This is a genomic window from Jiangella rhizosphaerae (assembly GCF_003579925.1).
Lineage (GTDB): Bacteria > Actinomycetota > Actinomycetes > Jiangellales > Jiangellaceae > Jiangella > Jiangella rhizosphaerae.
Genome location: NZ_QUAL01000145.1, coordinates 1 through 11,704, shown reverse-complemented (window position 1 = coordinate 11,704; position 11,704 = coordinate 1). Strand labels below are relative to the sequence as shown.

General features: G+C 74.2%; 12 protein-coding genes. 7 read left to right on the top strand and 5 right to left on the bottom strand.

The features are described 5' to 3' along the window. Positions 1-210: 210 nt before the first annotated feature. The 3 genes from DY240_RS14770 to DY240_RS14760 all read right to left on the bottom strand — a co-directional run bounded on the left by DY240_RS14770 (position 211) and on the right by DY240_RS14760 (position 3,513). Complete coding sequence (locus DY240_RS14770) at positions 211-465, bottom strand: hypothetical protein (RefSeq protein ID WP_119660619.1); 255 nt, start codon at positions 463-465, stop codon at positions 211-213. Continuing rightward, positions 462-875, bottom strand: a complete 414-nt coding sequence (locus DY240_RS14765) for a DUF6325 family protein (RefSeq protein ID WP_119660618.1) — start codon at positions 873-875, stop codon at positions 462-464. Before DY240_RS14765 ends, DY240_RS14770 begins: the two co-directional genes overlap by 4 nt. A 106-nt stretch (positions 876-981) precedes the next feature. Then, complete coding sequence (locus tag DY240_RS14760) at positions 982-3,513, bottom strand: LuxR C-terminal-related transcriptional regulator (protein ID WP_147375331.1); 2,532 nt, start codon at positions 3,511-3,513, stop codon at positions 982-984. A gap of 271 nt (positions 3,514-3,784) precedes the next feature. Between DY240_RS14760 and DY240_RS14755 the strand changes: the two genes are divergently transcribed. From DY240_RS14755 to DY240_RS14730, 6 genes are read left to right on the top strand one after another with little or no spacing between them, the layout of a single operon-like run. Beyond that, positions 3,785-4,018 (top strand): hypothetical protein, encoded by a 234-nt coding sequence (locus DY240_RS14755; RefSeq protein ID WP_199701530.1) that lies wholly within the window; start codon positions 3,785-3,787, stop codon positions 4,016-4,018. A gap of 20 nt (positions 4,019-4,038) precedes the next feature. After that, positions 4,039-4,515, top strand: a complete 477-nt coding sequence (locus DY240_RS14750) for a DUF6069 family protein (RefSeq protein ID WP_119660616.1) — start codon at positions 4,039-4,041, stop codon at positions 4,513-4,515. Positions 4,516-4,575: 60 nt separating this feature from the next. Further along, positions 4,576-5,013 carry a DUF6325 family protein gene (locus tag DY240_RS14745; RefSeq protein WP_119660615.1) on the top strand — a complete coding sequence of 146 codons (438 nt, stop codon included), beginning with the start codon at positions 4,576-4,578 and terminating at the stop codon, positions 5,011-5,013. 14 nt (positions 5,014-5,027) lie between these two features. Beyond that, positions 5,028-5,333: an SHOCT domain-containing protein gene (locus DY240_RS14740; RefSeq protein ID WP_119660614.1), complete on the top strand. Its 306-nt coding sequence runs from the start codon at positions 5,028-5,030 to the stop codon at positions 5,331-5,333. Then, positions 5,330-5,911, top strand: coding sequence for a hypothetical protein (locus tag DY240_RS14735; protein WP_119660613.1), 582 nt, complete (start codon positions 5,330-5,332; stop codon positions 5,909-5,911). The genes DY240_RS14740 and DY240_RS14735 overlap by 4 nt, the downstream gene beginning before the upstream one ends. Then, a complete protein-coding gene (locus DY240_RS14730; protein WP_158602855.1) occupies positions 5,908-6,423 on the top strand; it encodes a DUF1269 domain-containing protein in 516 nt (171 codons plus the stop codon). The genes DY240_RS14735 and DY240_RS14730 overlap by 4 nt, the downstream gene beginning before the upstream one ends. Here the strand turns inward: DY240_RS14730 and DY240_RS14725 are convergent. Beyond that, positions 6,383-7,183, bottom strand: coding sequence for a CYTH domain-containing protein (locus DY240_RS14725; RefSeq protein ID WP_119660611.1), 801 nt, complete (start codon positions 7,181-7,183; stop codon positions 6,383-6,385). The two genes, DY240_RS14730 and DY240_RS14725, sit on opposite strands and share 41 nt — an antisense overlap. Positions 7,184-7,298: 115 nt before the next feature. On the opposite strand from DY240_RS14725, the gene DY240_RS14720 reads away from it, so the two are divergent. After that, positions 7,299-7,757 carry an SgcJ/EcaC family oxidoreductase gene (locus tag DY240_RS14720; RefSeq protein WP_119660610.1) on the top strand — a complete coding sequence of 153 codons (459 nt, stop codon included), beginning with the start codon at positions 7,299-7,301 and terminating at the stop codon, positions 7,755-7,757. A gap of 75 nt (positions 7,758-7,832) precedes the next feature. On the opposite strand, the gene DY240_RS14715 is transcribed toward DY240_RS14720, so the two are convergent. Continuing rightward, a partial coding sequence (locus DY240_RS14715) for a S8 family serine peptidase (protein WP_119660609.1) occupies positions 7,833-11,704 on the bottom strand: 3,872 nt, incomplete at its 5' end.

Here is an 11,704-nt window from a genome sequence, read left to right as displayed (position 1 = left end):
CCCGGCGGCGGGCCGGCCGCTTCCCTCCCCGGGGCCGCCCCGGCCCGCATGCCGGGGCGGGCTTCTCCGGCCCGTAGCTCGACGACCTCGATCCGCAGCCGTTCCAGCTCAGCGCGCTCGTCGCCGGTGAGCGGCCCGGCCACCGGAGTGGTCCGCGGTTCGTCGGCCATCGTCCTCACTCTCCCCCCGCGGTGCCGTGGTGGCCGCCGCTCAGTCCCCGCCGGCCCAGGCCGCCACCAGGGATCTGGCGGCGCTGTTCTCCGGCGCCGGCTCGGTCGCGCCCGCGGGAGCCTCGCTCGACGCTCCCTGGGCGAGCGCCGCCATACGGTGTCGCCTGGCGGCCGGAACCGCCCGCCGGACGGTGGCATGAGTCACCACGTTCCTGATCACCTGCGGTGTCCCGTCGAGGACCGCCGCGCCGGTCACCGTCGCCAGCAGTCCGGGCCGGTCGAACCGTCCGGTCATGAGCTCCCCCTCAACGCGTCGTCGGCTGCTTCCGTCGGAATCAGCACGTGCAGAGCGACCTGGCCGCGGGCGTCGCGGATCGCCTCCGAGACGCGGCGGACCCAGGTGTTCTCGTACGCGATCAGCACGGCCGCGTGCCCCGGCGCCAGCGCGTCGGCGACCACGGCGATGTCCTCGTCGTTGATCAGCTCGCCCTCGGCGATCTCCACCTCGCCGAAGCCGAACGTCTCGGCGCCGTCGTCGAACTCGACGACACGTAGGTCGCCGTTCGGCTCACGGGCCGCGAACACGATGTCCAGCAGCGTGACGTCGCCCATCTCGACGACGCCGCGTAGCGCCTCCACCGCGAGTGGATCGACCCGCTCGCCGGGAAAGGTCAGGATCAACACCTCGACCGGCCGGAACCTCATCGCAGCCCCCGTCTGCGCCCTGCCATACGCCACCCCGCTCCCCCAGTCCGCCCACCAGCCTGCACACCGATGATCGTCACCGCCTCACCCGCCGGGGGTGAGGCGGCTACAGCAACCCCAGGTCACGTGCTCGGTCGACCGCCTCCCTCCTGCTGCCGACGTCGAACTTGCGGTAGATCGCCTTGAGATGCGTCTTGACGGTGTTCACGCTCAGCACGTGCGCCTCGGCGATCTCGTCCAGCGACAACAGCGACGGCAGGTCGCGCAGCAACTCCAGCTCCCGCGCCGTCAGAGCCTCACCGGACACCATCGCCGTCCGCGAGTCGCCGTCGTCGTCACCCAGCAGCCCGACCACCGAGCGGACGAACTTCTCGTGCCTGCCGAACCGGCCTTCGCCGTGGACCAGCAACGACCGGACCCGCCCGGACGCGGCAGCGAACTCCCGGTACATCCGCCGCGGCTCGGCGAGGTCCAGCGCGTGCAGCAGCGCGTCGTGTGCCCGCGCCGGCTCGTCCAGCTCCGCCGCGAAGTGCGACGACAGCAGCCAGCCGGTGATCTCGGCGCTGACCAGGTGGCAGGCCGTCGTGCCCGCGAGGACCGGCTGCAGCGCCGCCCGCGCCGCCGCCTTGCGGCCGTCGTGGGCGTGTGCCACCGCTCGTAGCACGAGCAGGTCGCCGGACTCAGCCAGCAGCCGCTCGGCTCGGCCGAGCACCTCCGCGGCGCCTGGACGGTCACCGGCGGCGAGGGCCAGCTGCAGCTCGGTGAGGCAGAAGAAGCTGGCCGTCACCGGCGGCACCGCGCCCTCGTCGTGGGGCCAGGCGCGCCGCAGCACCCGGGCCGCCTCGTGCCGGTTCGGTGTCTCCGCGGCTCGAAGGCCGGCGCGCAGCAGCCGGGCGGACAGCTCCACCTCCGGCTCGAGATCGCCGTCGATGGCCCCGACGAGCGACAGGTAGCGGCCGGTCTCCTCGTGGTCGAGTCGTCCGAACGCCGCCCCGGCCGCCAGCAGGTACACCGGCGTCATGCGGCCGGTGGACGCCCAGCCGCGCCGGCCGGCGAAGTCGATCGCCTCGGTGGTCCGGCGGCTGACGGCGTCGGCATCGCATCGCGCGGCGCCGCTGACGGCGAGGTAGGACAGACATTCCAGCGCCAGTGCGTCGCGGCCGTCGCGGCGCGCCATCCGCAGCGCCTCGCGCAGATCCTCCTCGGCCGCCTCGTACTCGCGGAACCAGATCCGGAGGATTCCCCGGTTCACTGCTGCGAGCAGCCGCAGGTCCGGCTCTCCGGGCACCTGCTCATCGCTGAGCTCGATCAGCTCGAGCAGCTCCGGCCCGCGGTCGCCGCGCAGCCGGCCCTCGTACATCAGCGCGGTGGTGTGCAGCAGCCGCAACCGGGCAGAGCGGTGCCGTGAGGGATCGCGGCCGACGAGGTCGATGTGCCGGCGGGCAGCTGCCAGCGCGCCGTCGTGCAACGCCGCCAGCGCCGCGATCAGCGCGGTCACCGGGTCGGTGACCAGGTCGTCGGGCAGCTGACGGATCGTCTCCGCCAGCCGGGCGGCGTCGCCGGAGAGCAGCAGCCGCAGGCCGTACCGGTCGACCAGCTCGGCGGTGCGCGGCCAGTCGCCGCCCTCGGCGGCGTGGTCGAGCGCGGGCCCCGGCATCCCGTGGTCGGCGAACCACCGCGACGCCTCCACGTGGTGCTGCCGCTGCGCCTCGACGTCGCGCCGGGTGCCTTCCGCGAGGAGGAAGCTGCGCAGCAGGCCGTGGACGCGGTATGACGTGGGAGCCCGGCCCACCCGCGCCACCAGCGCGTTGTCGCGGGCCAGCCGGGCCAGGACGGCGCCGGCGTCGGGCCGGCCGGACAGCCGGCTCGCGAGATCGGCGGTGAGCGTCTCGGCCACGGCGGTGGCCAGCAGCAGGTCGACGGTGTCGGCGGAGAGCGCGCCCAGGACCTCGGCGACGAGGTAGTCGGCCAGCGGCCGCTCGTCGCCGGCGAAGCCGGCGATGTACTTCGTGACGTCATCCTGCGAGGTCAGCGAGAGCGCGGCGAGGCTGAGACCGGCCGCCCAGCCCTCCGTCCGCTGCAGCAGCAGGGCGAGGTCGGCCTCGTCCAGCTCCAGGTGCCGGCGCCGCAGCAGCTGATCGGCCTCATCGTGGTCGAACGCCAGGTCGGCGGCGCGCACCTCCGCCGCCTGGCCGTCGAGCACCATACGGGCGACCGGCAGCGGCGGGTCGAACCGGCTGCCGAGCACCAGGCGCAGCCCGGCCGGCCGGTACCGGATCAGCCCGGCGAGGCCGGCCAGCCCGCGCGGCGACGCCACGACGTGCACGTCGTCGAGCAACAGCCACAAGGGTTCCCGTATGGCGTCGACGGCCTCGGCGAAGGCGGTCAGGAAGCCGCGGTTGCCCGGATCGGCGGGCGGGGTCAGCGCGGCCAGCCGCACCTCGGCGGCGGCGTCGACGCCGCGCACCGCTCGGCCGCACGCGCGCAGCAGGCCCGACCAGAGGACGTACGGGTCGTCGTCGTGCTCGTCGAGAGCCAGCCAGGCGACCGGCACGCCGGCCAGCCGCAGGCGCTGCCACCACTGCGTCAGGAGTATGGTCTTCCCCGCGCCGGCCGGCGCTGAGACCAGGGCGAGCACGCGCCCCTCCGCCTCCGCGGCCTCGAGGCCGCGGAGCAACCGGGTACGGGGTACCACGCTGGCCGGCATCCGAGGAACCCGCAGCTTCTGTTCCAGGATCCTCGCACGCCCCGCGCGGGGGGCAGCTACGACCACGATCATCACACTAGCGGCGAATTGTCGGTCTCGACCCCGCTTGGAGCTCTTGACCTCAGGTCACTTCGCCGCGACCGAGCACCCCTCACCCGCTGCGGGTGAGCCGTTCCGGCCGCCGGGATGGCGATGGTGGACTGTGTTCCGCTCCGAAGCCTGGGGGCGCACCGACATGCGCTACGAGTTCCTCGTCACCGGCAGGGTCTCCGACACCGTCCGGGCGGCGTTCCCCGATTTCGACATCGCCGACGGCCCGGCCGGCGGCTCGTCGATCTTCGGGCCGGTGCGCGACCGGGCCGCACTGCGGGGCGTGCTGGAGCGGCTGGACGCCCTGGGGCTGACGGTCGTGGAGATGCGCAAGCTGCCCGACTGACGCCCGAGGAGGCCGCACCGATGACCACCGATCCCGCCGCCCGGTCCGGACCTCCCGCCGTCGACGCCGCACGGCTGTGGGCCGGCGGCGCCGCGACCGCCGTCATCGCCGCGCTCATCGCAGTCGTCGGGATCGCGCTGGTCCGCGGTGTGTTCGGCATCCCGATCCTGGCGCCGGAGGGTGATGGCGCGTGGGGCGATGCCAGCACCGGCTGGTACGCGGCGGGTGCGGCTCTGGCCGCGCTGCTGGCGACCGCCCTGGTGCATGTCCTGCTCCTGACGACGCCGCAACCGTTGCGGTTCTTCGGCTGGGTGGTCGCACTGGCGACGCTGATCGGCGTGGTGGCGCCGTTCACGTCCGGCGCAGATCTCGACGCCAAGGTCGCGACGGCCGCCCTCGACCTCGTGCTCGGGATCGCGATCTGGTCGCTGGTCTCCTCGGTGGCGAGGTCCGCGGTGCGGTCGGGACCGCGTCGTCGCCCGGGACCCGCCGTCTGAGTGGCCCCTCACCCGGGACGGGTGAGGCAGCCGGCCGTCCGCCGGCGAAGGCTGGGCCGCATGGACACCGTGGACGTGGGACCGGTCGACATCCTCATGCTGAGGTTCCCGGGCAATCAGTTCAAGGGCGAGATCCTGCCGGCGATGCGCGAGCTCGTCGTCAACGGGCTGGTCCGGATCGTCGACCTGCTGTTCGTGTACAAGGACGACGCCGGCACCGTCGGCTCGATCGAGCTGGCCGGGCTCGGGCCGGACCTGAAGCCGGCCTTCGCCGACCTCGACGGCCAGCTCGGCGGTGGCGTCCTGGACGCCGAGGACGTCGACGAGGTCGCCGCCGGCCTGCCGCCCGGCAACTCCGTGGCGGTGCTCGTCGTCGAGAACACCTGGGCGATCCCGTTCGTCAACGCCGTCCGCAACGCCGGCGGCGAGGTCGCCGACCAGGCGCGCGTCCCGGCCGAGACGGCGAGCCGGGCACTGCGCGGCCTCGACATCGGCTGAGGGGGTGGCCCGCGATGGGACTGCTTCGGGGCATGGCCCGGACGGCGGTGGTCGCCGGCACCGCCACCGCGGTGTCGAACCGCGTGTCGCGCCGGCAGGCCGAGCGCTGGCAGCAGCAGGAGTACGACCAGCAGGCGCGGGCCGCCTACGCCGCCCAGCCGCCGCCCGCCTACGCGCCCCAGCCGCCGCCGGCCGCTCCGGCCGCTGCCGAGGAGGACTCACTGACCGACCAGTTGGCGCGGCTCGCCGACCTCAAGGCACAGGGCGTCCTCACCGAGGAGGAGTTCGCCGCGGCCAAGGCGCGATTGCTGGCCGGGTGAGCGGGATGCGGTGGCCGGGCACCGCGGCGCTGGTGGTGTCGGTGCTGCTGGTGGCCGGCTGCAGCGAGGAGGCGTCCGAGGAGGAACAGTGGGCCGACGGCGTCTGCTCGGCCTGGACCGAGCTGGCCGCGGACCTGCGTGGACTGAGCGCGGGTCTGGACGTCGACTCCCTGTCGCGGGAGTCGCTGGAAGGGCTCCGGACCGAGGTCGAGGACCGGGTCGACGCCGTGCGGGCCAGTGCGCAGGACCTCGTCGACGCCATCGCCGACGCACCTGAGGGCGCCGACGAGCCGGTCGAGGACGCCCAGCAGGAGCTCGGCGACGACGCGGCCGACGTCAGGGCCGGGCTGGACGCCGTCGGGCAGGCGCTGCAGGAGCTGGGCGGTGCTGCGACCGGCGAGGAGGTCACCGGCGCGCTGTCCGAGGCACAGACCGCGCTCACGCACACCGGCCAGGCGCTGAGCACGCTCGGCGAGACCGTGGCTGGCTATCTGGCGGCTGCCGACGACACGCTCCGGCAGGCCTTCGACGACGCGCAGTCATGCGATCGGACGAGTACGCAGGGGACAGCATCATGAGCGACAGCACAGTGCAGGTCTTCGTCGCGGTGTTCGGCACGGAGGACGAGGCCGGCGAGGCCCTCGAGGACTTCCGCACCATGGATCGTCAGGGGACGATCGAGCTGGTCGATGCCGTCGTCGTGGTCCGCCGCGCGGACGGCAAGGTCGCGTTCCAGGAGACCGCCGACCCCGGTGGCCGGACTTGGGCCAAGCGCGGAGCCGTCGCCGGTGGACTCGTCGGGTTGATCTTCCCGCCCGGCCTGCTGGTGTCGGCGGCGGTCGGCGCGGCCGGCGGCGGCATCTGGGGCACGGTGCGCGACAAGGGCGTCAGGGACGAGGACCTGCGCGCTATCGGCGACAGCCTCGAGCCGGGTACGTCGGCCATCATCGCCGTCGCCGAGGACCGCGTGATCGAACGACTGCGGGCCGGGCTCGAAGGCTACCGGAGCATCGCCCGGCACGCCGTCAGCGCGGAGGCCGCGGCCGCCGTCATGACCGGCTCCGACGAGGAGCCGAGCGCGCACCCGTGAGCTGCCGGGAGAAGTAGGTCAACGCGGTCCGGGTCTTCGTCTGCTGGACGCCGCCGACATCGATGCCGCGCGCACCGAGGAACACCCGCGACTCGGCCGCGACGTTCAGCGCCTCGGCGGGCAGGCACTTGGTCGACAGCTCGAGGATGCGGCTGCCGTCCGGGTAGAACCAGAGCTCGGCCACCAGGCGGCGGCCGAACTCGCCCGGCGAGAACTTGAGCTTCAGGATGGTGATCGGGCCGAGCGGCCGCAGCTCGTCGAGGTCGACGCCGTCAGGACCGTAGGCGGCGAACAGCTCGCGCTGCTGCTTGGTGAACAGCTTGCGGATCGGCCGGCGACCGGCCAGCACATCGGTGACGTGCGCGTTGTCGGCCGGCGCCTTCATCGTCCCGGAGGCGACGAACGAGCCGCCCGGCATGGCGTCGACCTCGACCCCGAAGTCCGGCGACCTGCGCAGCGACGGCGGCAGCTCGTCGGGGATCACGGGCCGCAGCTTGACGACGGCGTCACCCGGCCGGCGCTGCACCCGTCGTGCCCTGATCACCACGCCCCGGCTGTCCAGCGCCAGGTCCGGCGTGTCGAAGAAGACGACCTGCCGGATCTGTGCGTCCAGCGGATCCATGCCCAGCGCCGCGACCGCCGACCTCTGGTCGCCGTCCGGCACACTCAACTTCAGCTCGACCGTGTCGGCACCCCTGACGAGCGTGAGCAGCTCCCCCAGCCGCTCGCTCGACATGATCGGCAACGCCACCTCGCTCATAGGACCACCCCCTACGGATGGTCGCCCGAGCGGCGCCGCCCGGCCCCACCCGAACCGGGTGATGCCGCTCTCACCGCCTTGACCTCAATCGCGGTTGAGGTAGCAGGCTGCGGACATGACGACAGACATCGACGCCGTGGCCGCCGAGGCCGAGCTGGACGCGATCCGCCGCGTCATCGACACCGTCGAGCACGCGCAGAACAACGAGCTGCCCGACGTGTTCCTGGCGCTCTTCCGCCCCGACGCCATCTGGACCACAGGCGGCGGAAAGCGCCTCTACGGACTCGACGAGATCACCGAGTTCACCCGCCAGGTCCTCCCCGGCGGCATGCGCGGGATGTCGGTGCGGTTCGAGCTGGAGCACGTGGTGTTCATCCGCCCCGACGTCGCCGCCGTGAAGCTGCGCCAGGTCTACCGCACGCCCGACGGCATCGACGTCGGTTCACCGCTGTGGATCATGGCGAAGGAGGAGGGTCGCTGGCTGCTGACCGCCTGCCAGAACATCGGCGTACCCGACGACGAGGACGTCGCGCCCGGCCGGCCGGTCTTCGGCACCATCCCCTCCCCTCGTTGATCTTGGAGTTGTTCGGCCATCTATCGGGCATTTCGGGCGGCAATTGCCGAAGAAGTCCAAGATCAACGCGGGGGGTCAGCGGGCGTTGCGGCCGACGGCACGTTCGAGGACCGCGATGCCGTCGTCGCGCAGATGCCGGATGAACAGCCGGTACGCGCCGCGGATGCCGTGGATGCGCAACCCGGCCGGCCCGTCGACGGGGTCGGGGACCTGCTCGGCGAAGACGCGCAGTTCGTCGGCCAGGCGCTTGCGGATGGTGCCGTCGATCGCCTGATGGGCCACCGGGCCGAGCTGTCCCCATCGCCACTCCATCGGCGCGCGGCTCCCGTCCGCCGTGCGCAGCGCGACCGCCGTCGTACGGCCGGTGTCCTCGCGCGGGACGAAGCCGCGCGCCGCGAACACCGTCGAGCCCAGGGCCTCCCGCACCGCGCTGGAGCGCTGCGACAGCGACACCTCCGCGGAGCCGAGCTTCACGCCGGCGCCGCGGACCCGCTCGAGGTCGCGCAGCGACGCGATGACGGCGACGACGGCCATCCGGCGGGTGTCGATGCCGAACCGGTTGGCGCCCAGGTGACCGTCGCCGACGGCACGCCAGCGGTGACCGCCCGCGACGGAGCGGCCGTCGGCGTCGACGTCGGTGACGACGTCGAGCCCGCGGTTGTCCCAGTCGTGCAGGGCGAGACTGACGATGTCGCCGAGGGTGATGTTCGCGACCGCCTCGCCGCCGAGCGTGCGGATCCGGTCGACCATGACGCCGCGCGTCACCCAGCCGAACCACCACGCCAGTTGCGGCATCTGCTGCCGCTCGTCGAGCCGGTCGAACAGGAACCGGGCGAGGTACTGCAGGATCCGGTCGCCGCTGTCGGGGTAGCGCTGACGGTACCAGTCGCGGATCTCCGCGCGGGGCGTGCGGACGTGCCCGGCGGAGAACGAGTCGGTCAGGAAGTGCAGCCCGAACGCCTCCTTCGTCATCGCCCGCTCCCACCGTGCGGCGTCGGAAAGCCGGCCCGCGTCCAGCGCGTCCACCAGCGCCTTCGCGTGCCAGCTGGTGTAGGCCTGCCAGGCGGTGCCGCCGGCGGAGAAGTGGGAGATGTTCTGCGACGCGAGCAGCAGGTACCGGTCGGTGACGTCCTTGACGGTCGCCGCGTCGGCGGCCGGGGCCGGGACGCCCTGACGGTCCAGCGACAGGCAGTGCCAGCGGGCGTACGCCAGCTGGACCCGCCCCCGCGCCGTCGCCGACAGCTCGCGCATCTCCTCATACGTCGCGAAGTAGTCGCCGGCCAGCGCCGTCACCTCGCCGAACGTCAGCCGCTTCGGCGGGTCGCCGTAGTTCAGGCCGCTCAGCTCCTTGCCGGCGGCGCCGTCGGCGATGTCGCGGTGCTCCGGCCCGCTGAACTCGGCCAGCTCGGCGCCGCCGCCCTCCGCGTCGGACCATCCGCCGGCGACGGCGCCGTCCTCGCCCGGAGGCGTCGGGTAGCCCTCCGCCAGCAACGCCATCGCCGCCTCGTCGGCGTCGTCCACGACGGCCTCGCCCGAACCCGGCGTGCAGGACATGCGGCCCGGCGTCAGGGCGTAGAGCTCGCCGATCGTCGAGTGCTCGGGCAGCAGCTTCTTCTCCACCAGGAAGCGCTGGTAACGGCGGTTGCGCTCGGCGCGGTCCTTGGTCGCCCTCGTCGTCCGGACGGCCTCGTCGCGCAGCATCGCCGCGGTCTCGCGCATGCCCCGGGCGATCGCGTCGTTCTCCTTGCCCGGCCGCGCGTCGACCCAGGCCGCGGAGGCGTTGTACGCCTCGATCTCGTAGCGGACCATCGTGGCGTGGTCGGCCGGCGGCTTCCCTCCGGCGGCCGCGAACTGCCGGACGTGCACGGCCTCGTGGTACAGGACGGCGTCCAGCACCGCGGGCGACGTGTCGGCGTCCGGCGCCACGTAGACGGCCGTCGGCGAGTTCGTCCACGCGGTGAAGTCGCTGTCGGCGACCAGCTGCGACGGCGCGCAGCCCGCGAGGTCGCGGATGACGACCTTCGACAGGCCGGGGAAGAGCTTCGGCCACCGTGCCCGGGCCGATAGCACGTGCTGCGGCACCGACTCCTCGTCCTCCACCGGCCCGGCCTCGGCCGGCCCGGCCTCGGCCGGCTCGGCCCACTCGGCGTCGGACGGCTCGAGCTCCAGCAGCTCGGCGTCCTCCGGGGTGCGCGGGTGCAGCAGCAGCTGGCCCGGCCCCAGCTGCCGGGGCGCGGCGTAGTGGTGCGGCAGCGTCGTCACCGTGCCCGCGCCGGACTGCCCGAGCGGGACGTCGACGAGCAGGTCGCCGCGGTCCGCGCGGGTCGCCACCGGCTCGCCGGGACGGCCGAGGACGTCGAAGTGCTGGTCCACCCAGGTCGCCAGCTCACCGCCGGGCCGGTACAGCAGCTCGCGGAACGCCAGCGACGGGGTGACGGAACGGTCGGCGGCCATGACGGTCTCCTCGGGACGGACGCGGACGGTGGACAGGGTGGCGGCCAGCCGGGCGAGGTCGAGGTACCCGGCGCCCGCGCGGGGACCGGGCGAGGCGCGCGGGGCGACCGACCCGAGCACCAGGCGGCGCAGCTCCACCGCGCCCAGCCGACCGGCCGTCGCCTGCAGGCACAGCGCCGCGGCGCCCGTGACGTGCGGCGCGGCCATGCTGGTGCCCGACTTGCGGGTCCAGCTGCCGGGGCTGCGACGGCTGCCGGACGGGGCGGAGCGGGCCGACAGCACGGCCACGCCGGAGGCCAGCAGGTCCGGCTTGCCACGGCCGTCACGCGTCGGGCCGGCACTGCTGAACGGCGCCAGAGGAGCGGCCGGGTCGTGCGCGTCGTAGGCGCCGACGACCAGCGGCAGCCGGCCGGTCGCGATGGTGCCGACGGTGCCCGCCGGCTCGGCGTCGGCCGGGACGAACCGGGCCTGGCAGCGCGCGCAGCGGTCGTCGCGCTCGAGCCAGGCGTCGAACCGCCCGCCGACGACGCGGGCCGCGCGCAGGCTCACCGTCCAGGCCCCGGCCGGCGCCGCGGGGTCGAGGAACGCGTCGACGTGGTGGTCGTGGTTGTTGGGGTCGTGGGCCCGGTGGTACAGCCGCCCGGCGATGACGCCGTCGACGACGATGTCGGCCTGCTCGGCCAGCCGTACCCAAGGACCGGGACCGCGGCCCGGCGGCGTCAGTCGGACGTCGAACCGGTCGGCGCCGTCGTACCAGATCTCCAGCTCGTTGGGGCTCGGGTCGCCGGGCTGGACGCGGAACGTCAGCGTCCGGGTCGTGCCAGGCGCCACGGTCCCCGCCGCGTGCGCGCGGGCGCGGTAGTAGTTGCCGGCGCTCTGCACCACCAGCCGGCCGGGCGCCGCCGCCAGCAACTCGTCCAAGGCAAGCTCGAGCAGCGTCCGGCCGTCGTGCGGCCCGCCGTGCCGGCCGACGCTGAGGTTGACGACCCACGGCCGCCCGGCCGCCGTGCGGCGGACGAAGTCGACCGCCTCGAGCAGCCGCACGGAGTCGCCGAGCGTCGCCGTCCCGCCGGTCCCCCGGTCGGCCAGGTGCACGAACACCAGCGTCGCGGCCGGCGCCACGCCTGGCGGGTCGGCGCTGCCGGCGGCGATCGCGGCGACGTGGCTGCCGTGCGAGCCGCCGCCGCGGTCGGCGTCGGCCGGGTGGTAGTCGAGGGCGCGGTACGGGTCGTCGGTGCGCAGCGCCGCGTCGATGGCCGCGCGGTCGTGCACGCGGCCGTAGCCGTACGGCGCCGGGCCCGGGCCGGCGGCGTCGCGCTGGTCCCAGAGGGCGAGCACCCGGGTGCGGCCGGCGGCGTCGCAGAACGCCGGGTGGTCCACGTCCAGGCCCCAGTCGACCACGCCGACGACGACGCCCTCGCCGGTCAGCCCGGCCCGGTCGAGCGCGGGCGGCCGCCGCAGGTCGGCCGGTCCGGGCCGATCGCCGGCCGCGG

Bases quoted from the DNA above. Each gene is read 5' to 3' on its own strand.
- DY240_RS14720 (WP_119660610.1), top strand. From the start codon at position 7,299: ATGACGACAGACATCGACGCCGTGGCCGCCGAGGCCGAGCTGGACGCG.
- DY240_RS14730 (WP_158602855.1), top strand. From the start codon at position 5,908: ATGAGCGACAGCACAGTGCAGGTCTTCGTCGCGGTGTTCGGCACGGAG.
- DY240_RS14725 (WP_119660611.1), bottom strand. From the start codon at position 7,183: ATGAGCGAGGTGGCGTTGCCGATCATGTCGAGCGAGCGGCTGGGGGAG.
- DY240_RS14750 (WP_119660616.1), top strand. From the start codon at position 4,039: ATGACCACCGATCCCGCCGCCCGGTCCGGACCTCCCGCCGTCGACGCC.
- DY240_RS14740 (WP_119660614.1), top strand. From the start codon at position 5,028: ATGGGACTGCTTCGGGGCATGGCCCGGACGGCGGTGGTCGCCGGCACC.
- DY240_RS14770 (WP_119660619.1), bottom strand. From the start codon at position 465: ATGACCGGACGGTTCGACCGGCCCGGACTGCTGGCGACGGTGACCGGC.
- DY240_RS14765 (WP_119660618.1), bottom strand. From the start codon at position 875: ATGAGGTTCCGGCCGGTCGAGGTGTTGATCCTGACCTTTCCCGGCGAG.
- DY240_RS14745 (WP_119660615.1), top strand. From the start codon at position 4,576: ATGGACACCGTGGACGTGGGACCGGTCGACATCCTCATGCTGAGGTTC.